General features: G+C 65.8%; 21 protein-coding genes. 13 read left to right on the plus strand and 8 right to left on the minus strand.

The genetic code is table 11. The features are described 5' to 3' along the window. Nucleotides 1-118 precede the first annotated feature (118 nt). The 3 genes from waaC to waaA all read left to right on the plus strand — a co-directional run bounded on the left by waaC (nucleotide 119) and on the right by waaA (nucleotide 3,688). Complete coding sequence (waaC, locus tag EPN59_RS03295; protein WP_363928537.1) at nucleotides 119-1,120, plus strand: lipopolysaccharide heptosyltransferase I; 1,002 nt, start codon at nucleotides 119-121, stop codon at nucleotides 1,118-1,120. 287 nt (nucleotides 1,121-1,407) lie between these two features. After that, nucleotides 1,408-2,295: a Kdo hydroxylase family protein gene (locus tag EPN59_RS03300; RefSeq protein WP_293034126.1), complete on the plus strand. Its 888-nt coding sequence runs from the start codon at nucleotides 1,408-1,410 to the stop codon at nucleotides 2,293-2,295. A 55-nt stretch (nucleotides 2,296-2,350) separates the two neighbouring features. Beyond that, nucleotides 2,351-3,688 carry a lipid IV(A) 3-deoxy-D-manno-octulosonic acid transferase gene (gene waaA / locus EPN59_RS03305; RefSeq protein ID WP_293034125.1) on the plus strand — a complete coding sequence of 446 codons (1,338 nt, stop codon included), beginning with the start codon at nucleotides 2,351-2,353 and terminating at the stop codon, nucleotides 3,686-3,688. 166 nt (nucleotides 3,689-3,854) lie between these two features. Here the strand turns inward: waaA and EPN59_RS03310 are convergent, their stop codons facing one another. From EPN59_RS03310 to EPN59_RS03320, 3 genes are all read right to left on the minus strand, one after another. Then, a complete protein-coding gene (locus EPN59_RS03310; protein WP_293034124.1) occupies nucleotides 3,855-4,178 on the minus strand; it encodes a rhodanese-like domain-containing protein in 324 nt (107 codons plus the stop codon). Nucleotides 4,179-4,251: 73 nt separating this feature from the next. Then, nucleotides 4,252-4,905 carry a protein-L-isoaspartate O-methyltransferase gene (locus EPN59_RS03315; RefSeq protein ID WP_293034123.1) on the minus strand — a complete coding sequence of 218 codons (654 nt, stop codon included), beginning with the start codon at nucleotides 4,903-4,905 and terminating at the stop codon, nucleotides 4,252-4,254. Nucleotides 4,906-5,104: 199 nt separating this feature from the next. After that, the gene (locus EPN59_RS03320; protein WP_293034122.1) at nucleotides 5,105-6,046 is read right to left on the minus strand and encodes a CysB family HTH-type transcriptional regulator; all 942 of its coding nucleotides are present in this window, start codon (nucleotides 6,044-6,046) and stop codon (nucleotides 5,105-5,107) included. Between the two features lie 201 nt (nucleotides 6,047-6,247). Between EPN59_RS03320 and EPN59_RS03325 the strand changes: the two genes are divergently transcribed. The 6 genes from EPN59_RS03325 to cobA all read left to right on the plus strand — a co-directional run bounded on the left by EPN59_RS03325 (nucleotide 6,248) and on the right by cobA (nucleotide 12,512). Further along, complete coding sequence (locus EPN59_RS03325; RefSeq protein WP_293034121.1) at nucleotides 6,248-7,918, plus strand: nitrite/sulfite reductase; 1,671 nt, start codon at nucleotides 6,248-6,250, stop codon at nucleotides 7,916-7,918. A gap of 26 nt (nucleotides 7,919-7,944) precedes the next feature. Further along, nucleotides 7,945-8,499: a DUF934 domain-containing protein gene (locus tag EPN59_RS03330; RefSeq protein ID WP_293034120.1), complete on the plus strand. Its 555-nt coding sequence runs from the start codon at nucleotides 7,945-7,947 to the stop codon at nucleotides 8,497-8,499. Continuing rightward, nucleotides 8,496-9,251, plus strand: coding sequence for a phosphoadenylyl-sulfate reductase (locus tag EPN59_RS03335; RefSeq protein ID WP_293034119.1), 756 nt, complete (start codon nucleotides 8,496-8,498; stop codon nucleotides 9,249-9,251). Before EPN59_RS03330 ends, EPN59_RS03335 begins: the two co-directional genes overlap by 4 nt. Before the next feature lie 103 nt (nucleotides 9,252-9,354). Next, nucleotides 9,355-10,317 carry a sulfate adenylyltransferase subunit CysD gene (gene cysD / locus EPN59_RS03340; protein ID WP_293045547.1) on the plus strand — a complete coding sequence of 321 codons (963 nt, stop codon included), beginning with the start codon at nucleotides 9,355-9,357 and terminating at the stop codon, nucleotides 10,315-10,317. Nucleotides 10,318-10,352: 35 nt separating this feature from the next. Then, nucleotides 10,353-11,681 (plus strand): GTP-binding protein, encoded by a 1,329-nt coding sequence (locus tag EPN59_RS03345; protein ID WP_293035574.1) that lies wholly within the window; start codon nucleotides 10,353-10,355, stop codon nucleotides 11,679-11,681. 45 nt (nucleotides 11,682-11,726) lie between these two features. Beyond that, entirely contained in the window at nucleotides 11,727-12,512 is a 786-nt protein-coding gene (gene cobA, locus EPN59_RS03350; RefSeq protein ID WP_293035575.1) for a uroporphyrinogen-III C-methyltransferase, read from the plus strand. 92 nt (nucleotides 12,513-12,604) lie between these two features. Here the strand turns inward: cobA and EPN59_RS03355 are convergent, their stop codons facing one another. The 3 genes from EPN59_RS03355 to lptF all read right to left on the minus strand — a co-directional run bounded on the left by EPN59_RS03355 (nucleotide 12,605) and on the right by lptF (nucleotide 15,317). Beyond that, entirely contained in the window at nucleotides 12,605-12,988 is a 384-nt protein-coding gene (locus EPN59_RS03355) for a CbiX/SirB N-terminal domain-containing protein (RefSeq protein WP_293035576.1), read from the minus strand. 76 nt (nucleotides 12,989-13,064) lie between these two features. Next, nucleotides 13,065-14,213: an LPS export ABC transporter permease LptG gene (gene lptG, locus EPN59_RS03360; protein ID WP_293045550.1), complete on the minus strand. Its 1,149-nt coding sequence runs from the start codon at nucleotides 14,211-14,213 to the stop codon at nucleotides 13,065-13,067. Between the two features lie 3 nt (nucleotides 14,214-14,216). Beyond that, nucleotides 14,217-15,317, minus strand: a complete 1,101-nt coding sequence (gene lptF, locus EPN59_RS03365; protein ID WP_293035578.1) for an LPS export ABC transporter permease LptF — start codon at nucleotides 15,315-15,317, stop codon at nucleotides 14,217-14,219. A 145-nt stretch (nucleotides 15,318-15,462) separates the two neighbouring features. Between lptF and EPN59_RS03370 the strand changes: the two genes are divergently transcribed. The 3 genes from EPN59_RS03370 to EPN59_RS03380 all read left to right on the plus strand — a co-directional run bounded on the left by EPN59_RS03370 (nucleotide 15,463) and on the right by EPN59_RS03380 (nucleotide 17,997). Further along, the gene (locus EPN59_RS03370; RefSeq protein ID WP_293035579.1) at nucleotides 15,463-16,974 is read left to right on the plus strand and encodes a leucyl aminopeptidase; all 1,512 of its coding nucleotides are present in this window, start codon (nucleotides 15,463-15,465) and stop codon (nucleotides 16,972-16,974) included. Nucleotides 16,975-17,101: 127 nt separating this feature from the next. Next, nucleotides 17,102-17,518, plus strand: a complete 417-nt coding sequence (locus EPN59_RS03375; RefSeq protein ID WP_293045553.1) for a DNA polymerase III subunit chi — start codon at nucleotides 17,102-17,104, stop codon at nucleotides 17,516-17,518. A 50-nt stretch (nucleotides 17,519-17,568) separates the two neighbouring features. Continuing rightward, on the plus strand, nucleotides 17,569-17,997 hold the full coding sequence (locus tag EPN59_RS03380; RefSeq protein WP_293035581.1) for a DUF2486 family protein: 429 nt from the start codon (nucleotides 17,569-17,571) through the stop codon (nucleotides 17,995-17,997). Between the two features lie 48 nt (nucleotides 17,998-18,045). Here the strand turns inward: EPN59_RS03380 and EPN59_RS03385 are convergent, their stop codons facing one another. After that, a complete protein-coding gene (locus tag EPN59_RS03385) occupies nucleotides 18,046-18,393 on the minus strand; it encodes a c-type cytochrome (RefSeq protein WP_293035582.1) in 348 nt (115 codons plus the stop codon). A 132-nt stretch (nucleotides 18,394-18,525) separates the two neighbouring features. Next, on the minus strand, nucleotides 18,526-20,199 hold the full coding sequence (ilvD, locus tag EPN59_RS03390; RefSeq protein ID WP_293035584.1) for a dihydroxy-acid dehydratase: 1,674 nt from the start codon (nucleotides 20,197-20,199) through the stop codon (nucleotides 18,526-18,528). Between the two features lie 170 nt (nucleotides 20,200-20,369). On the opposite strand from ilvD, the gene EPN59_RS03395 reads away from it, so the two are divergent. Then, nucleotides 20,370-21,320 carry a LysR family transcriptional regulator gene (locus EPN59_RS03395; protein WP_293035586.1) on the plus strand — a complete coding sequence of 317 codons (951 nt, stop codon included), beginning with the start codon at nucleotides 20,370-20,372 and terminating at the stop codon, nucleotides 21,318-21,320. Nucleotides 21,321-21,370 lie beyond the last annotated feature (50 nt).

The raw sequence follows: 21,370 nt of genomic DNA on the forward strand, positions 1-21,370 counted from the left end.
CGCTTCCCCGCATGCCTGCGTCATCCCGGCCCGCGCTTTTCCTCGTTTTCCCCACCGCTCGCGCTAAAATCACGGCCTTTACCGCCTCTTTCGGCGCAGATGCGCCGTCCGATTTGCCTTGAGCGTACAAAAGATCCTGATCGTGCGCGTATCGTCGCTCGGCGACGTCGTCCACAACATGCCTGTCGTCGCCGACGTCCTGCGGCGGCATCCCGACGCGCAGATCGACTGGCTCGTCGAGGAAAACTTCCAGTCACTCGTAGAACTCGTGCACGGCGTGCGCCGTGCGATCCCGTTCTCGCTGCGCCGCTGGCGCAAGCGCATCCTGTCGCCCGCGAACTGGCGCGAAATCGGCGCGTTCCGCCGCACGCTCGCCGCCGAAAAGTACGACCTCGTGATCGACTGCCAGGGCCTCATCAAGACTGCCTGGGTGGGGCGCTGGGCGCACGGGCCGCTCGTCGGCCTCGGCAACCGCACGGACGGCGCAGGCTACGAATGGCCCGTGCGCTTCTTCTACGACCGCTCCGTGCATATCGAGCCGCGCACGCATGTCGTCGAGCGCTCGCGGCAACTGGTTGCGGCCGCACTGAACGAGCCGGCGCCGCTGCCTGCGGACGCAATCGACTTCGGACTCGATACCGGGCGCGCCGCGCAGGCGCTCGCGGGCGTCGGGCTGAACCTGCCGGTGCCTTACGTCGTGTTCGTCCACGCCACGTCGCGTGCCGACAAGCAATGGCCCGACGCGCACTGGATCGAGCTGGGCCAGGCGCTGGTGCGGCGCGGCGTGTCGCTCGTGATGCCGTGGGGCAGCGACGCGGAGCGCGCGACGAGCGAGCGTCTTGCGCGCGAATTCGGCGCTGCGGCCATCGTGCCGCCGAAGCTCGGGCTGGCGGCGGTCGTGGGGCTGATCGACGGCGCGGCGGCGACCGTGGGCGTCGATACGGGCCTCGTGCATATCGCGGCGGCGCTGAAGCGGCCGACCATCGAGTTGTACAATTTCGCCACCGCGTGGCGCACGGGCGGCTACTGGTCGTCGAACGTTGTCAATCTCGGCACGGCCGGGCAGCCGCCGACGCTCGCTCAGGTCAAGGCCGCGCTGGCGGGCTTCGGGCTGCTGTAGCCCGCACCGTGCGGGCGAGCCGTGGCCGGGCGTTCGCGGCTCAGGGCGTGCGTTCGCGCGCTTCCTCCGCGCAACGGGCGCATGAGGGTTCGTGCCCGACGCGTGCAACGTGCCCGACGTGCCCGACGTGCCCGACGTGCGCGCGGCGCCCTCGCGAGCGGTCTCCTGCAACGCGCTTTTGCGAGGCGCATGAGGCGCGCTCGCATCGTCATTTAGCCCGGCTGACATCGCCGTGCAACCCCGGCCGTCACCGTCGTGCAACCCGATCCATCACTTCGAGGGGCGACATGAAAGAAGAATCGCAGATTGTCGAAATCGCTTCCGCCGACTGGCGCGGCCAGCACCTTTCGCAGCCGCGCGAAATGCTGCTCGACGCCGTCGAGCACGGCAAGGTGCTGTACTTCCCGAACCTGGCGTTTGCGCTCGACGGTAGTGAGCGTGCTCTGCTCGATCCGGCCATTGCCGACCCCAAGCGCAAGAACATCAGCCTCGACCCGAACGGCGGCGCGCTGCACGGCGTGCTGGGCGAAGCGGCCATGCAGTCTGCGGCACGCGCGCTGATCGCGCGTTACCAGGCTTGCGCGCGCACGCTCGTCGACGGTCTCTTTCCCGAGTACGCCGGCAAGCTGCGCGTCGCGCCGACGAGCCTGCGCCTGCATCGGGTGGAAACGCGCCAGACGTCGTGGCGCAAGGACGATTCGCGTCTGCATGTCGACGCGTTTCCGTCGCGTCCGAACTACGGCGAGCGCATCCTGCGCGTCTTCACGAACGTGAATCCCGACGGCGTGCCGCGCGTGTGGCGCGTGGGCGAGCCGTTCGAAGACATGGCAAAGCGCTTCTTGCCGAAAATCAGGCCGCAGGTGCCGGGCTCGGCGTGGCTGCAGCATCTGCTGCACATCACGAAGTCGCCGCGCAGTGCGTACGATCACCTGATGCTGAATCTGCACGACGGTATGAAGGCCGATCTCGATTATCAGAAGGCGTCGCCGCAGGAAAGCATCAGCTTTCCGCCTGGCAGCGTGTGGGTGTGCTTCTCCGATCACGCGTCGCATGCGGTGATGTCCGGCCAGTTCATGATGGAGCAGACCTTCTTCCTGCCCGCGAAGGACATGGTGCATCCGGACTGGGCGCCGCTCGGCATTCTCGAACGCCTCAAGGGCAAGGAACTGGTTTGAGCGCGTATTTCGTGGGGTATTGCGTCGCATTGCCTTGCACGCGGCCGGAGGCACGATGCTGAGAGCCGTCTATCGCGCTGCCTGGTGGCTCGTTGCGCCGCTCGCGGTGTTGCGTCTTTTGATTCGTTCGCGCCGCGAGCGCGGCTATCGCGAACATATCGGCGAACGCTTTGGCTGCTCGGCCGGACGGCTGCCCGAGGATGACGCGCCGCTCATCTGGGTCCACGCCGTTTCGGTGGGCGAGACGCGTGCGGCGCAGCCGCTCGTCGATGCGCTCCTCGCCGCGCGTCCCGACGCGCGCATCTTGCTCACGCACATGACGCCAGGCGGGCGCGCGGCGGGCGTGCAACTGTTCGGCGAGCGCGTAGCGCGCTGCTATCTGCCGTACGACATGCCCCATACCGTGCGGCGCTTTCTGCGCGCGTGGCGTCCGTCGCTCGGCATCGTGATGGAAACCGAGGTCTGGCCCACGCTCATCGACGAATGCCGCCGCGCCGACGTGCCGCTCGTGCTCACCAATGCGCGCATGTCCGCGCGCTCGTTCAAGCGAGCCGCGAAATTCGGCGCGGCGGTGAAAGAGGTGTTCGGCGGCTTTGCGCGCGTGCTCGCGCAGAGCCCGGCGGATGCGGAGCGCCTCACGACGCTCGGTGCGCGCAATGTCGCGGTGCTCGGCAACCTGAAGTTCGACATGGCGAGCCCGCCCGGGCTCATCGCGCGCGGACGCGAATGGCGCCGCGCGATCGGCACGCGGCCCGTGTGGGTCGCGGCGAGCACGCGTGAAGGCGAGGAAGAGCGCGTGCTGCAGGCGTTCGCGGCACTCGGCATCGACAACGCGCTGCTGATTCTCGTGCCGCGCCATCCGCAGCGTTTCGATGAAGTCGCGGCGCTCGTCGCGCGCAAGAACCTCAAGCTCGTGCGGCGCTCGCAATGGGCGGCTAGCGAAGCGCCAGCGGAAGCGTCGGCGCACGGCGCGCCGCGCGCGCTGCCGCAGGACGTGAACGTGCTGCTCGGCGATTCGATGGGCGAGATGGGCGCGTATTACGCGGCTGCCGATCTTGCGTTCATCGGCGGGAGCCTGTTGCCGCTCGGCGGGCAGAACCTGATCGAGGCGTGCGCCGTGGGCGTGCCCGTGCTGATCGGCCCGCACGTGTTCAACTTCGCGCAGGCCACGGCCGATGCGGTCGCAGCCGGCGCGGCGCTGCAGGTGCAGGATCCTGTGGGCCTCGCGCAGGCGCTCCATGAACTCTTCGACGACAAGCCGCGCCGCGTGGCGATGGGCGCGGCGGGCGCTGCATTTGCGGCGCGTCATCGCGGGGCGACGGCGCGCACGGTCGACGTCCTGACGACGTTACTGCCCGAGCGCGCCTCTTCGGTCACGTCGCTCGATCTCTGAACCCGCGGCTGGCGCGGCGCACGCCTGCGCGGCGTTCGCGCGCTGCCACGCTGCGACCGGAAGGGCGTGCTCGCGCGGTCGCAGCCGATACGAAAAAGGGCGCAGCAAGCGCCGCGCCCTTCGTGGACAGCCTGGCGGGCGAAGGCCCGCCGCCGCTGTCAATACATCAGTAAGCCGGCACCTTGGGGTCGACTTCGCGCGACCACGCGTCGATGCCGCCCTGCAGGTTGAACACCTTCGTGAAGCCGCGCGATTCGAGGAACATCGCGACCGAAGCGCTACGCCTGCCGTGATGGCAGACGCAGACGACCGGCGCCTCGTCGTCGAGTTCTTCGCTGCGCGCGGGGATCTCGTTCATCGGAATCCACACGCAGCCCGCGATTTGCGCGGTCTCGATCTCCCACGGCTCGCGCACGTCGAGCAGCACGGGGGCGGCGCGCGACGGGTCGGCGAGCCAGGCGGCGAGGTCAGGAGCGTTCAGGTTTTGCATGGGAAACACGTGGATGCGAGCGCTGCAGCGGGCCGCGCGGGCCGTGAGACCCGGCGGCGCGGCGCATTGTGCCTTAGAACTTGAAGCGCGAAGGCTGGATGGCGTTCTGCAGCGCTTCGACGTAGGTTTCGAACACGCAGGCGATGCGGTATTGCTTTTCGTCGACGCGCGTGATGATCTGCGCTTCCATCACCGGCGCGGTGCCGACGAATGCCGCGAGGCGTCCGCCCACCTTCAGTTGTTCGAGCAGTTCCTGCGGCACGACCGGCAGGCCGCCCGAGACGCAGATCACGTCGTAGGGCGCGTTGGCGGCCCAGCCGCGTGCGCCGTCGCCGAGCTTGACTTCGGCGTTCAGCACGCCGTTCTTCGTGAAGTTCGCGCGGGCGAATTCGGCCAGTTCCGGGTCGATTTCGACCGTCAGCACCTGCAGTGCGCGATTCGCGAGCAGTGCCGCCATGTAACCCGAACCCGTGCCGATTTCCAGCACGTTCTCGTGCTTCTTCACCGCGAGTTCCTGCAGGATGCGCGCTTCGACGCGCGGCGCCATCATGTGCTGGCCGTTGGGCAGCGGGATCTCGAGATCGGCGAAGGCGATGTCCGCGTAGACAGCCGGGACGAATTGCTCGCGCTTGACGATCGAAAGCAGGCTCAGGACGTCCAGGTCCAGCACGTCCCAGGGGCGGATCTGCTGTTCGATCATATTGAAACGCGCTTGTTCGATGTTCATGGTGGTCGGCGTTATGGGTTGGATTCGGAACAGGTGGCCCGGCCTGTGCGACTGATGCGCGGCGTTCGCGACGCCGCCGGAGCAGGTGACGGGCAATCGCGAGATTGTACCAAAGCGCTCTGTCGGGGCGCCGCGCCAGCCGCAACTGCGGCCGTTTGTGCCGCAGGCCGCTGCGGCGCCATGGTGGCGATAGGCGGCGCTACAGCTCGTAGCTCTCGTGTTCGCCCTTGAGCGCCTGCTCGATCAGCTTGCGGGTCAGGCTCGGCGAGAGCAGCTCGACCAGCGTGTAGACGTAACTGCGCAGATACGCGCCCTGCTTGAGCGCGACGCGCGTGACGTTGCTGCCGAACAGGTGCCCGACGGGCACCGCGCGCAGATGGCGGTCGCGTTCGGCGTTGAACGCGATATCGGCCATGATGCCCACGCCAAGACCCAGTTCGACGTAGGTCTTGATGACGTCGGCGTCGATGGCTTCCAGCACGATGTCGGGCGTGAGGCCGCGCAGGCGGAACGCTTCATTGACCTTGGCGCGGCCCGCAAATGCATTGTCGTAGGTGATCAGCGGAAATTGCGCCAGATCGTCGAGCGACAGCGGCTTGCGCTCGAGCAGCGGGTGATCGGCCGGCATCACGGCCACGTGGTGCCACGCGAAGCAGGGCAGCGACACGAGGTCCTTGTAGCCGCCGACCGCTTCGGTTGCGACCGCGAGATCGGCCTGGTCGTGGAGCACCATTTCCGCGACCTGGGTCGGGCTGCCTTGCAGGATCGACAGGTGGACCTTCGGAAAACGCCGCTTGAATTCAGCGATGGCGGCGGGCAGCGAGTAGCGCGCCTGGGTGTGCGTGGCGGCGATGGTCAGGTTGCCCTGATCCTGCGCGGCGTAGTCCTTGCCGACGCGCTTGAGGCTTTCCACTTCCTGAAGAATGCGCTCGACCGAGGCGAGGATGATCCGGCCCGGCTCCGTGAGCGAGCGCACGCGCTTGCCGTGGCGCGTGAAGATTTCGACCCCAAGCTCGTCCTCCAGCTCGATGATCGCTTTCGATACGCCCGGCTGGCTCGTATACAGCGCCTTGGCGGCCTCCGTGAGATTGAAATTCTGCCGGACAGCTTCGCGTACGAACCGGAACTGATGCAGGTTCATATATAACCCCTTGGAATATCAACCTAATTTTTAAGTCGTTTGAAATATAAGGCGAGTTTATTACGATTTTCCCAACTTTTCCAATTTGGGTAGCTGTTTTGGTCATTAGCAGCCGCTTTGAGCCAGGACAGAACCAGCGTCGAAGCCTGAGCGCGCGGCACCAGCGCAACGCCGCGATTGCGACAACCTTGGGATCTCCGTATGTACCAATACGACCAGTACGACCAGACCATCGTCGACGAACGCGTTGAGCAGTATCGCGATCAGGTCCGCCGCCGCCTGTCGGGCGAATTGAGCGAAGAAGAATTCCGTCCGCTGCGTCTGCAGAACGGCCTTTACATGCAGCGTCACGCGTACATGCACCGCATCGCCGTGCCGTACGGCAACCTGCGCAGCGACCAGTTGCGCATGCTCGCGCGCATCGCCCGCGAGCACGACCGCGGCTACGGACACTTCACGACACGCACGAATGTCCAGTACAACTGGATCAAGCTCGAAGAAACGCCGGAGATTCTCGCGAAGCTCGCTTCGGTGCAGATGCACGCGATCCAGACCTCCGGCAACGACATCCGCAACACCACCGCCGACCAGTTCGCCGGCGTCGCGCCCGACGAGATCGTCGACCCGCGTCCGTGGGCCGAAATCCTGCGCCAGTGGTCGACGTTCCACCCCGAATTCTCGTGGCTGCCGCGCAAGTTCAAGATCGCCGTGTGCGGCTCGAAGGAAGACCGCATCGCCGTGCAGATCCACGACCTCGGCGTGTATCTCGATCGCGACGCGAACGGCGAAGTCGTCGCGAGCATCCTCGCGGGCGGCGGCCTGGGCCGCACGCCGATCGTCGGCAAGATCATCAAGCGCGGTCTGCCGTGGCAGCATCTGCTGACCTACTGCGAAGCCGTGCTGCGCGTGTACAACCGCTATGGCCGCCGCGACAACATGTTCAAGGCGCGCATCAAGATTCTCGTGAAGTCGCTCTCGCCCGCGAAATTCGCGGAGCAGGTGGAAGAGGAATGGCAGCACCTGAAGGACGGCCCGTCGACGCTCACGCAGGCCGAACTCGACCGCGTGTCGCAATACTTCGTGCCGCCCGCGTATGAAAAGCTCGCCGATACCGACGCTTCCTACGAAAAGCATCTGCTGGAGAACCGCGGTTTCGCGCGCTGGGTCGAGCGCAACGTGCGCACGCACCGCGTGGCGGGCTACGCCTCGGTGACGCTGTCGCTCAAGTTCCCCGGCGTCGCGCCGGGCGACGCCACCGACAAGCAGATGGAAGCCGTGGCCGACTGGGCCGATGAATACTCGTTCGGCGAGATCCGCGTGTCGCACGAGCAGAACCTGATTCTCGCCGACGTCAAGAAGCGCGACCTCTTCGCGGTCTGGGAAAAGGCGAAGGCGGCGCGCTTCGCGACGCCGACCATCGGTTTGCTGACCGACATCATCGCGTGCCCGGGCGGCGATTTCTGCTCGCTCGCGAATGCGAAGTCGATCCCGATCGCGCTGGCGATCCAGGACCGCTTCGACGATCTCGACTACGTCTACGACCTCGGCGACCTGTCGCTGAACATCTCGGGCTGCATCAACTCGTGCGGTCACCATCACGTCGCCAACATCGGCATTCTCGGCGTCGACAAGGACGGAGCCGAGTGGTACCAGGTTTCGCTCGGCGGCGAGCAGGGCATGGGCGCGCGCCTTGGCCGCGTGATCGGCCCGTCGTTTTCGGCGGAGGAAATGCCGGACGTCGTGCAGAGAATCATCGATACGTTCGTTGAGAACCGCATCGACGGCGAGCGTTTCAGCGACACCTTCGACCGCATCGGCATCGCGCCCTTCAAGGCGCGCGTGTACGCATCGCACCAGCCAGCCCACGCCTGAACCGCAAGCAGCGAGGATTGAGTTTCATGAATCTGATCATCAAGAACCGCGCGATTGTCGAGGACGACTGGAACGTCGTGCGCCCCGCCGAAGACGGCACGCTGCCCGCAGTCGACGCATTGCCCGCGGGCAAGGTCATCGTGCCGCTGGCGTTGTGGCAGGCCGAGCGCGCTGCGCTCGTCGCCGCGAAGTCGCGCGACGAACTCGGCGTGTGGCTCGCGGCGAATAACGAACCGGCTGACATTGCCGCCGATTTCGGCGAGCTTGCGCTGATCGCCGTCGATTTTCCGGTGTTCCGCGATGGCCGCGGCTTCTCGATCGGTCGTCTCTTGCGCGAGCGCTTCGGCTACAAGGGCGAACTGCGCGCGATCGGCGACGTGCTGCGCGACCAGTTGCGCTTTCACGAGCGCTGCGGCTTCGATGCGTACGCCGTGCGCGCGGACAAGGACATCCACGACGCGCTGAAGGCGTTCACCGAATTCACCGTGCAGTATCAGGGCGCGTTCGACGAGCCGTCGCCGCTCTTTCGCCGTCGCGCTGCATTACAGGCACAAGCGGCACAACAGGGTGGCGCGGCATGAGTACCGTCTCCAGGGAAATCACGCCTGAACTGCAGGCAAAAATCGAGCGGCTCGATGCGCTGCTCGATTCGATCGCGGCGCGCCATGCGAATGTGAAGCTCGCGAGCAGCCTCGCCGCCGAGGACATGTTGCTCACGCACGCAATTCTTTCGCGCGGCGTGAAGATCGGCATCTTCTCGCTGAATACGGGCCGCCTGCATGCAGAAACGCTCGGCATGATCGACCGCGTGCGCGAGCGCTACGGCTACGAGATCGAGCAGTTTCACCCGCAGCCGGACGCGGTCGACGAATACGTCGCGAAGCATGGCCTGAACGCGTTCTATGAGAGCGTCGAGCTACGTAAGCGCTGCTGCGAGATCCGCAAGGTCGAGCCGCTGAACCGCGCGCTCGCGGACGTTTCCGCGTGGGTCACGGGCCAGCGCCGCGAACAGTCGGTCACGCGCGCCGAGCTGCACGAAGAAGAGCAGGACAACGCACGCGGCATCGCCAAATTCAATCCGCTTGCGGACTGGAGCGAAGCCGAAGTCTGGGCCTATGTGCGCGCGTTCGACGTGCCCGAAAATCCGCTGCATGCGCGCGGCTACCCGAGCATCGGCTGCGAGCCGTGTACGCGTGCGGTGCGCCCGGGCGAAGACAGCCGCGCGGGCCGCTGGTGGTGGGAGTCGCGCGATACGAAGGAGTGCGGGCTGCACATCACGTCGGTTTCCGCGATTCCGGTCGTGGCCGCGCCGCCCGTCGAACGTGCGGGCTGATTTCAAAAGCAATGCCAAAAGCTGGCGCGCCTCAGGGTGCGTCGTCGAAAAGCAAGAAGTGCGCGCCGAATTTTTTGTGGCGCGATAATCGAAGGATCTCACCATGAGCACGACGCTCGATTCCACCGTGAACGCGCCGCTTAAAGTCACCGCTAACCGCATGGACCATCTCGACTGGCTCGAAGCCGAGTCGATCCACATCCTGCGCGAACTGGTCGCCGAATGCAGCAAGCCGGCGCTGCTCTTTTCGGGCGGCAAGGATTCGGTTGTCGTGCTTGCACTCGCATTGAAGGCGTTCGGCCTCGGCGCGAACCGCAAGACTTCGCTGCCGTTTCCGCTCGTGCATATCGACACGGGCCACAACTATGACGAAGTGATCGACTTCCGCGACCGCCGTGCCGCCGAAATCGGCGCGCAACTCGTGGTCGGCCACGTCGAAGATTCGATCAAGCGCGGCACCGTGCGCCTGCGCCGCGAAACGGATTCGCGCAACGCCGCGCAAGCGGTCACGCTGCTCGAAACGATCGAGCAGCACGGCTACACGGCGATGATCGGCGGCGCGCGCCGCGACGAAGAAAAGGCCCGTGCGAAGGAGCGCATCTTCTCGTTTCGCGACGAATTCGGCCAGTGGGACCCGAAAGCGCAGCGCCCGGAACTCTGGAGCCTCTACAACGCGCGCCTGCACAAGGGCGAGCACCTGCGCGTGTTCCCGATTTCGAACTGGACCGAACTGGACATCTGGCAATACATCGCGCGCGAGAACCTCGAACTGCCGTCGATCTACTACGCACATGATCGCGAGATCGTGCGCCGCAACGGCCTGCTCGTGCCGGTCACGCCGCTCACGCCGATGAAGGAAGGCGAAACGAGCGAAACGGCGCGCGTGCGCTTTCGCACGGTCGGCGACATCAGCTGCACGTGCCCGGTCGAAAGCGACGCGGACGACGTCGAGAAGATCATCGCCGAAACGGCCGTGACGGAAATCACGGAGCGCGGCGCGACGCGCATGGACGATCAGGCGTCCGAGGCCGCGATGGAACAGCGCAAGAAGCAAGGTTATTTCTAAGCACGAAGTGTACGCATAGGACGAGGACAGATCACATGGGACGCATCGAACAACCCGCGCATCAACCAGAAGACCTCGGCGTGCTGCGCTTCATTACCGCAGGCAGCGTCGACGACGGCAAGAGCACGCTCATCGGCCGCCTGCTGTACGACAGCAAGGCAGTGCTTTCGGACCAGCTTTCGGCGCTCTCGCGCGCGAAGAACAAGCGCACCGTCGGCGACGAGATCGATCTGTCGCTGCTCACCGACGGCCTCGAAGCCGAGCGTGAGCAGGGCATCACGATCGACGTGGCGTACCGCTATTTCGCCACGGCGCGGCGCAAGTTCATCATCGCCGACACGCCGGGCCACGAGCAGTACACGCGCAACATGGTGACGGGTGCCTCGACGGCGCACGCGGCGATCGTCCTGATCGACGCCACGCGCGTGACGGTCGAGAACGGCGTCACGCAACTGCTGCCGCAGACCAAGCGCCACAGCGCGATCGTGAAGCTGCTCGGCCTGCAGCATGTGATCGTCGCGATCAACAAGATGGACCTCGTCGACTACAGCGAAGCGGTGTTCAACCAGATCCGCGAAGCCTACGTCGCGCTCGCGCAGCAGCTCGGCCTCGACAACGTGCGCTTCGTGCCGGTGTCGGCGCTCAAGGGCGACAACATCGTCCTCGCGAGCGAGCGCATGCCGTGGTACGCGGAAGCGCCGCTTCTCGACGTGCTGGAATCGCTGCCGGTCGGCCAGGCCGCGGGCGACGCACTGCGCTTTCCGGTGCAGTGGGTCGCGCGCCAGGATGGTTCGAGTGCCGACGACTTCCGCGGCTACATGGGCCGTATCGAAGCGGGCGAAGTGAAGCTCGGCGACGCGATCACCGTGCTGCCGGCGGGCCGCCAGGCCACGGTCGTCGAGATCATCGCGCTGGTGCCGGGCGGCACGGCGCAGGTCGACCGCGCGTTTGCGGGCCAGACGGTCACGCTGCGCCTTGGCGAAGACGTGGACGTTTCGCGCGGCGACACCTTCGTGACGGCCACCGACGCCGTCCAGCCGGCGAAGAAGGTCGAAGCCGACCTCTGCTGGTTCGACGACGAGCCGCTTTCGACGCAGCGCAAGTACCTGCTCAAGCAGACCACGAACACCGTGTTCGCGAAGATCGGTGCGATCAAGCAGGTGCTCGACGTGCACACGCTCTCGCACGCGACCGACCGTCACGGTCTGTCGATGAACGACATCGGCCGCGTCGCGCTCACGCTGCAAAAGCCGCTCGTGTGCGACCCGTATGACACGCATCCCGGCACGGGCGCCTTCGTCCTTATTGACGAAGCCACGCACCATACCGTGGCCGCAGGTATGATCAGGGCATTCTCGGACTGAGTTGCACGGAGGCGCGCAAACGCGTCAACGGGAGACACGAAGCTCATGGGCAAGGTTTATCTGATCGGAGCAGGGCCCGGCGCGGCGGACCTCATCACGGTGCGCGGCGCGCGGCTGCTCGCCGTGGCGGACGTCGTGCTGCACGACGCGCTCGTCGAGCCGGAGATGCTCGAACTCGCGCCGAAAGAGGCGAAGTTCATCGCGGTGGGCAAGCGCTGCAGACAGCGCTCCACGGCGCAGCATTTCATCAACAAACAGCTTGTCGATGCGGCGCGTACGCACGCCGTGGTCGTGCGCCTGAAGGGCGGCGATCCGATGCTGTTCGGCCGTGCGGACGAAGAGATGCGCGCGCTGGAAGCGGCGGGCGTCGAGTACGAGATCGTGCCGGGCATCACGGCGGCGCTCGCGAGCGCGGCGGCGCTGCGCCGTTCGCTCACGCTGCGCGGCGTCGCGCGCAGCGTTGCGCTCGCAACGTACTCGCGCGCACCCGATTCCGCTGAAATCCGCGAGCGGGTCAATGCCGATTCGCTCGTGTTCTATATGGGCCGCGACAGTGCGCCGGACATCGCGCGCGAACTGATCGAGGCGGGCCGCGCGGGCTCGACGCCCGTGGGGATCGTCGAAGCGTGCAGCACGCCGCGCGAGCGCACGCTCACGCTCACGCTCGCGGCGCTGGCGGCGGGCGAAGCGCAGGACTGGCTCGACGCGTCACAGCCGAGTCTGTTGATGATCGGCGAAGCGTTTGCGGCACGGGCCGGGCAGGCTGGCGAAACTGGACTTACAGCCGGACTCACGGCCGGGCACACGCAAGGCCGTCGCGCGGCTGCATAAGTCGCAAGGAAATCGCAAGGAAATCGCAGGTAAATTACAGGGGGCGCATCATGCGCCCCTTCTTCATTGTGCTGCGCCGAGGCGCGTAGTGCTCAATCCGGAGCGGCCTCGGCCGCCAGACAATACCGCACCACCGCATCCAGCACGACGTCGTCCTCGCCGACCGCGTCGGCGCAGCGCAACTGCACCTCGGGATGCGCGGCCTGGCAGCGCGCGACGATCTCGGGCAGATCGCGCCGCACATGTCCGCCCTGACCGAAGAACACCGGCACGACCAGGATCGATGCGCAACCCGCAGCGGCCTGCGCCGCGACGGCGGCCGGAAGATCGGGTGTCATGAGTTCGAGGAAGGCGAGGCCGACCGGGCCTGCGTCGCCGCGCGCGGCGGCGAGCTTCGCGGCGAGCCGCGTGAACGGCTCTTTCCAGCGCGCATCGCGCGCGCCGTGGCCGAAGAGGATCATGCCGTGCTTGTCCATCGTCGCGAAGCCTTAGGGAAGTTTCAGCGGAGTTTCAATAACGACGCGCCCGGCGCAACGAAAAGCCGCGCCGGCGTCAGTGCCGGTCGACCCATTTCAGGCCGATGAGCCCGAGCGCGAGATAGATGAGGCCGGGTGTCGCCGCCGTGAGCGGCGCGGGCCACGTGTTCAGTGTACCCACGTGCGAGAACAGCGTATTGATGAGCTGGAAGCTCATGCCGAGCATGATCCCGCCGAACACTTTCACGCCCACCACGCCTGCGCGCGTATGCAGATACGCGAACGGAAGCGACAGCACGAGCATCACGAACACGGCGAACGGGTAGAGCAGCTTGCGCCAGAACGCGATCTCATAGCGCTGCGTGTCCTGACGGTTCTCGCTCAAATGCTGGATGTAGCGGAACAGGTTGAACATCGACATGCGATCCGGCGATACGAGCAGCACCGAGAGGATCTGCGGCGTCAGCTCCGAGCGCAGCGAATACTCGGGCACCGTGGACTGTTCGGCGCGATAGACCGGATTGAGCGCGTCGGCGGGCACGTTGGCCGGCGGCGGCACGCCGATGAGCTGCGTGTCGGTAACGTCCCTGAGCAGCCAGTGACCCGGCGGCTGATAGGTGCCCGACTTCGCGAGCCGCACGTTCGAGAGCCGGAACTGCGAGTCGAATTCGTAGATGCGCACGTTGGTGATCGTCGCGTCGGGCTGCAGCTCGCCGACATTCACGAAGCGCGTGACCTGCTCGCCATCGGCGCGCGCAGTCAGCGTGTCCTTGACCCAGACGCCCGACTTGAAGTCGCTGGATACCGCCGAGCCCAGCGCTTCGAGGCGCACGCGTTCCGAAAGCTGATCCGTGTACGGCCCGACCACTTCGCCGATCAGATAGGTCAGGAATACGAGCGGAATGCCGATCTTGAGCAGCGAGCGGAGCGCCTGGCCCGTCGCGAGACCCGATACGCGGAAGATCGTGTATTCGGAGTTCGCGGCCATCTGCGCGAACACGTAGATCGCGCTGATGAGCGCCGCGACCGGAATGATCTCGTAGAAGCGCGACGGCGACTGCAGCGCGACGCGCAGCACGGCGTAGCTGAACTTGTAGTTGCCCTGGCCGACCGTATTGAGCTCGTTGATCAGGTCGAAGAAGAAGAACAGGCCCGAGAACGCGAACAGGATGAAGATGAACGACAGATAGACCTGCCGCGCGAAATACTTTTCGTAGATGCGCATCGGTCAGCTCTCCTGGGTGGCGCGCCGGAACATCGCGCGTGTGAAGAGCGGCCGGTTGCGCACGCGCAGCCAGAAGATGAACACGACGAGCGCGAGCACGACGATATGCAGCGCTACGAGCCCGAAGCCGAACGACATCTTGCCCTGCTCGATCTGCGACTGCACGACGTTGAGCAGGTTCGAATAGGTCAGGTAGATCAGCACGGCCATCACGAGGTTGATCGTGCGGCTGCGGCGCGGATTCTGGTAAGCGAGCGGAATGGCGAGCAGCATCAGGTTGATCGCGATGAGCGGCAGGCCGGCGCGCCAGGCGAGTTCGCCGAGGTTGGAGGCGGTCGGATGGCGCAGCAAGCCGAGCGTCGACGTCGTGCTCGCCGAGGGCGCCGAGACCACGGGCTGGCTCTGGATCTTCACGCCGTAGCGCTGGAACTCCGTAATGCGAAAGTCGGGATGGCCCGGTTCGCCGTCGTAGCGGCGGCCGTTTTCGAGCACCACGAAGCGGTCGCCGTTCTTGAAGGTTTCGGTGTGGCCGGTGCGCGAGACGATGACGTTGACCTTGCCGTTTTCCGTGCTCGTGACGAACACGTTTTCGACGCGCCCCTGGTCGGGGCTCATGTTCTCGATGAAGAACACGCGATGCGTGGTGGGCGACTCGCGGAACTGGCCGGGCGCGAGCAGCGACACTTCGTCGCGCTGCTGAAAACGTGCGCGAATCAGCTTGCTCTGGGCGTTCGACCACGGCCAGCCGACGAAGGCGAAGAACACGATCAGGATGACGATCGGCGCGGCGAACGTGGCGACAGGCTTGATGAGGCGCGTGAGGCTCACCCCGGAGGAGAGCCACACGACCATTTCCGAATCTTTGTACCAGCGGGTGAGCACGAAGAGGATCGACACGAACAACGTGACGATGAGCATCACGGCCAGGTAGCCGATCACGGTCAACCCGATCAGGACGAGCACGTCGCGCGGGTCGATCTGGCCGGACGCGGCGAAGCCGACGATGCGGATCATCATCGTCGTCAGCATGATCGTGAGCAGAACCATGAACACGGCGCCGGCCGTGTACGCGAGTTCGCGCTGCAGGGAACGTTCGAAGATCATTCTAGAAGGACACAGCGGTCGGTCAGCGCCGGACGGTGCTGACCCGGCTTACCCCAGGCACACCCGGCGAGGAGCCGTCGCGGGAAAAATAGCGGATAATTGCGGCTTTCATCCTAAGCCCAGATTTTATCCGAGGACAAGCGCGATGGACTTTAGCATAAAAGCCTGTGATTGGAGCAAAGGCACAGAGGCGTCGTTCCTGACCGGCAAATCGGATTGCGTCGTGATAGGCGTGTTCGAGGCGCAAACCCTAACGGGCGCGGCGTTCACCATCGACAACGCGATCGGCGGCACGATTTCGCGCGTCATCAAGGCCGGCGATATGGACGGCAAAGCCGGCTCCACGCTGTTCCTGCCCGAAGTGGGGGGGATCGGCGCCTCGCGGGTGCTGCTCGTCGGCCTCGGCAAGCAGGACGCTTTCGGCCAGAAAGCCTACGGCGAGGCCGTCAAGGCGGCCTGGCGCGCCATCCTCGGAACCAAAATTGCTCAGGCCACGTTCACGCTTGCGCAACTGCCGGTCAAGGAGCGTGCGAGCGACTGGGCGGTGCGCGCCGCGATCCTCGCACTGCGCAGCGAGTCCTATCGCTTCACGCAGATGAAGAGCAAGCCGGATACGACGGTGCGCTCGCTCAAGCGCGTTGTGTTCAGCGTCGACGCCGCCGACGACAAGCCCGCGCGCCTCGCCGCGAAGCAGGGCACGGCAATTGCGAACGGCATGGACCTCACGCGCGACCTCGGCAACCTGCCGGGCAATGTCTGCACGCCGACTTATCTCGCGGCCACCGCGAAGAAGCTCGCGCGCGACTGGACGCTCAAGGTCGAAGTGCTCGGCCAGCGCCAGATCGAGGCGCTCAAGATGGGCGCGTTCCTTTCGGTGACGAAAGGAACGGTCGAGCCGCCGCAGTTCATCGTGCTGCGCTATCAGGGCGCGAGCGCGAAGGCCGCGCCGGTCGTGCTGGTCGGCAAGGGCATCACGTTCGATACGGGCGGCATTTCGCTCAAGCCCGGCGAAGGCATGGACGAGATGAAGTACGACATGTGCGGCGCGGGCTCGGTGCTGGGCACGATCCGTGCGGTAGCTGAAATGGGCCTGAAACTCAATGTGATCGCCATCATCCCGACCTGCGAGAACATGCCCTCGGGTCTCGCGACCAAGCCAGGCGACGTCGTCACGACAATGGCGGGCTTGACCGTCGAGGTGCTCAACACCGACGCAGAAGGCCGCCTGATCCTGTGCGATGCACTGACTTATGCCGAGCGCTTCAAGCCGGCCGCTGTGATCGACATCGCCACGCTGACCGGTGCGTGCATCATCGCGCTCGGCCATCACAACAGCGGCCTGTTCTCGAAGGACGATGCGCTTGCGGGCGAGTTGCTCGATGCGTCGCGCGAGGCGGACGACCCGGCCTGGCGCCTGCCGCTCGACGACGAGTATCAGGATCAGTTGAAGTCGAATTTCGCCGACCTCGCCAACATCGGCGGGCGTCCGGCGGGCAGCGTGACCGCGGCGTGCTTCCTGTCGCGCTTCACGGAACGCTATTCGTGGGCGCACCTCGATATCGCGGGCACGGCCTGGAAGAGCGGTGCGGCGAAGGGGGCGACGGGCCGTCCGGTGCCGCTGCTTGCGCAGTTCCTGATCGACCGCGCGGCGCAATGAGTTTGGGTGGAGCGGCTGTGGGCGTGTGGGGGATCGAAGGAAGGGCGGAGACGTTGACTCTGATCGACGCTCTGCATGGGACCGGAGTAAGCGCCAAGGCACTAACTCCGGTCGACAGGTGCGCGCCATGATGCGGATCGACTTTCACACCAACGTCGGCAACTCGCTGATGTACGCGTGCCGGCTCGTGCGCAAGGCGTATCTGGCGGGCGAACAGGCCGTCGTTCTCGCCGAACCCGCCCGCCTGCGTGCGTTCGACGAGATGCTGTGGACCTTTTCGCCGCTCGAGTTCGTGCCGCATTGCATGGCGGACAGCGAGCTCGCGGGCGCGACGCCCGTCGTGCTCGCGGCGAGTCTCGAACGCGCGCCGCATTATCGCGTGCTGCTCAATCTCGGCGCTGCCGTGCCGCCGCAGTTCGCACGCTTCGAGCGCCTGCTCGAAGTGATCGGCGATGCGCCCGACGAACTCGCGGCGGGCCGCGAGCGCTATCGCTTCTATCGCGACCGCGGCTACGCGCTGAACAACTACAAGCAGGGCGGCTGACTACGCGCGCTTGCAGGTGGCGCAGGCTCTACTGATTGAAGGAGGTTCTCGTGTCGGACGTGCATGATGCAGGTGATGCTTCCATTCCTCTCCTGACCGATACGCTCGTGCCGGGCAATGCGCTCCTCGCACGCGCCGGTGCTCAAGGCACGATGGCCGCAGCGGCTGCATCGGCAGCCGCGCCCGCTGCCATGGCCGCAGGCGCGCCAGGCTCCCATACGCTGGATGCGCTCGATGCCGATGCGCTTGTCGAGCGCATGCGCGGGCGCTGCATGACCTGGCTCACTGGCGAAGGCCGCAGCGTCATCGAGGCGCGTTGCGCCGCCGCGGTGCAGGAGCATTCGCATTGGCTCGTGGGGCAGGTGTCGCGTGAAATCGGCCTTGCGCTCGAAGCTCAACTGGCAGGCTGGGTGAAAGCGGCTGTGAACGAAGAACTGGCGGCGCGCGCCGGGCGTGGGCCGTCGTCGGGCGGCGTCTGAGCCGTGACGTGAAAGCACGATGCGGCGTGCGCCGGTCACGGCCCGCCGTTATTTGAGCGTGAGTATCCAGTTCGCGAGCGCGGCCGCCTGGACGGCGTTCAACTGCGTGTTCGCGGGCATCGGCACGTTACCCCACACGCCGCTGCTGCCTTCCACGATCTTGTGGGCGAGATAGGCCTGCGCATCCGGCTTCGCTGCGTATTTCAACGCGATCTCGTGCAGCGCTGGCCCCATCAACGTGTGGGTCACCGAATGGCAGCTCATGCAATTCTCCTGCTGGGCGAGCGCGAGTCCCGTCGGTCCGTCCTGGGCGCTGGCCGGCCCGGCGGCGAGCGCCAGCGGGAGCGCTGCGGCGAGTGTCGCTATGTTCCTGATCACTTGCGACTTCAGATTCATGCTGGTCTCCGCCGGCCTTGGGGCAGGCTGTTATGTGGCCGCATTATAAAAGCAAAGGGCGCACGACCTTGCGTGCGCCCTCATTCGACACGCGTTCCGCGATAGCGGAACACCAGCTGAATACCGAAGCGCTCAGCCCGTTACCGCACCCTGGTTAGCCGGACGCGCGAGCGCTGCGTACTTCGCGAGCACGCCGCGCGTGTAGCGCGGCGCCGGTTGTTTCCATGCGGCGCGGCGGCGCGCGAGTTCTGCATCGTCCACGTTCAGTTGCAGCAGCAGCTTATGCGCGTCGATGGTGATCGAGTCGCCTTCGTGCACGAGCGCGATCGTGCCGCCCTCGAACGCTTCCGGCGCGACGTGGCCAACGACCATGCCCCATGTGCCGCCCGAGAAACGCCCATCGGTGATGAGGCCGACCGATTCGCCGAGCCCCTTGCCGATGATCGCGGAAGTCGGCGCAAGCATTTCCGGCATGCCGGGGCCGCCCTTCGGACCGAGGTAGCGCAGCACGACGACGTCGCCGGCCTTGATCTGGTCCGCGAGGATCGCTTGCATCGCGCTTTGTTCGTCGTCGAATACACGCGCCGGACCCGTGATGACCGGGTTCTTCAGCCCTGTGATCTTCGCGACCGCACCTTCGGTTGCGAGATTGCCCTTGAGAATGGCGAGGTGGCCTTCCCTGTACAGCGCCTCGTGGATGGGAAAGATGACCTTTTGATCGGCGCGCGGCACCGAAGGCACGTCCTTCAATGCTTCGGCGAGGGTCTTGCCCGTGATCGTCATGCAGTCGCCGTGCAGGAGGCCTGCGTCGAGCAGGATCTTGAGCACCTGCGGAATGCCGCCTGCCGCGTGCAGATCGGTTGCGACGTACTGGCCCGACGGCTTCAGGTCGCAGATCACGGGCACTTTCTTGCGCATGCGTTCGAAGTCGTCGATGCTCCACTCGATTTGCGCCGCGTGCGCGATGGCGAGATAGTGCAGCACGGCGTTGGTCGAGCCGCCCGTCGCCATGATGAGCGCCACGGCGTTCTCGATCGACTGCTTCGTGATGATGTCGCGCGGCTTGAGGTCCTGCTTGACCGCTTCGATGAGCACGCGCGCCGATTCGGCCGCCGAATCGACTTTTTCGTCGTCGGGATTGGCCATCGTCGACGAGTACAGCAACGACATGCCGAGCGCTTCGAACGACGAGCTCATCGTGTTTGCCGTATACATGCCGCCGCACGAACCCGTGGACGGGCACGCGTGCTGCTCGATTCCTTCGAAGTCCTCTTCGGACAGGCGGCCCGCCGTGTATTCGCCGACGGCCTCGAACGCCGATACGATCGTCAGGTCATGGCCCTTCCAGTTGCCCGGACGGATCGTGCCGCCGTAGACGTAGATGCCGGGCACGTTCATGCGCGCGAGCGCGATCATGCCGCCGGGCATGTTCTTGTCGCAGCCGCCGATCACGACCACGCCGTCCATCCATTGGCCCTGCACGCAGGTCTCGATACAGTCGGCGATCACTTCGCGCGAGACGAGCGAGTATTTCATGCCCTCGGTGCCCATCGACATGCCGTCCGAAATCGTGGGCGTGCCGAAGGTCTGCGGGTTCGCGCCGGCGTCCTTGATGGCGGCGACGGCGGCATCGGCGAGGCGCTGCAGGCCCGCGTTGCAGGGTGTGATCGTGGAGTGGCCGTTGGCGATGCCGATCATCGGCTTGTCGAAGTCGGCCTTTTCATAGCCGAGGGCATAAAACATCGAGCGGTTCGGCGAGCGCGCCACACCTTGCGTGATGTTCTTCGAACGACGGTTGTGCGACATGGGGCGGCTCCTGTGGGAGTGGTCTCGAATGCCGTGCCGGGGCGTGTTTCTGCGTGGTTTCGTCGTGCCGCGTCGGCGTGTCGATGAAGCATGCGATTTCGCGAGCGGAATGTCCAGTATATTATTCGTCGCTTATTGGGTCGAAAAATATATCAATACAGGATGCACGCATGAGTTCGACGATTCCGGATCTGCGCCAGCTGCGCTATTTCGTGGCCGTGGCCGAAGAGCAGCACTTCGGCCGCGCTGCTGCGCGCCTGTCGATGACGCAGCCGCCGCTGTCGCAGGCAATCCGCGCGCTCGAAGAGACGCTCGGCGTCGAGCTGTTCGCACGCACGCGCCGTTCGGTCGAGTTGACGCCCGTGGGCGCCGATCTGCTGCCCGAGGTGCGTCGCCTGCTCGCAGCAGCACAGGCGCTGCGCCCGCTCGCACAGAGCCTCGCGCGCGGCGAGGCGGGCGTGCTCGGGCTCGCCTTCGTCTCGACCGCCGACTACGGCCTTCTGCCGCTCCTGCTGCGCGAATTCGGCGCGCGCTATCCGCGCGTACGCCTGCAACTGACAGAGGCCACGAGCGACGTGCAGCTGGACGAACTGGCGGCAGGGCGCATCGACGCGGGCCTCGTCATCGCGCCCTTGCCGCCGCGTCACGCGGCGCAGCTCTCGTATCTGCCGATCGCGCGCGAGCCGCTCGTGATCGCGATGCCGCGAGACCTGTCGGCACGCACGGGCGGCGTGCCCGCCGACGACTGGTGCGATACGCCCGTGAGCCTGCGCGATCTCGCCGATACGCCGCTCGTCGTCTTCCCGCGCCATCTGGCCCCGGGTTTTTATGACATCATCATGGACTGCTACGGCGCCGCGGGGCTCGTTCCACGCGTGGGGCAGGAGGCGATCCAGATGCAGACGATCGTGAGCCTCGTCTCGGCGGGCATGGGCGTCGCACTGGTGCCGCAATCGCTGCGCCACCTGCGGCGCACGGGCGTGGCCTACCGCCCGTTCGCGCAGGCGGTGCCCACCATCGAAACGGGTCTCGTCTGGCGCGCGGCGGAGGTGAGCCCGGTGCTGGCGGCCTTTATCGAGATCGTGCGCGCGCATGCGGCCGCTATCGGCGTGGCGGACTGAATGCCCGGCTTGCGCGTTTTCAGCGTCGAAAACAGCGTATGCCGCGCCGA

The sequence above is a fragment of the Paraburkholderia sp. genome, from assembly GCF_004298475.1.
Classification (GTDB): Bacteria; Pseudomonadota; Gammaproteobacteria; order Burkholderiales; family Burkholderiaceae; genus Paraburkholderia; species Paraburkholderia denitrificans.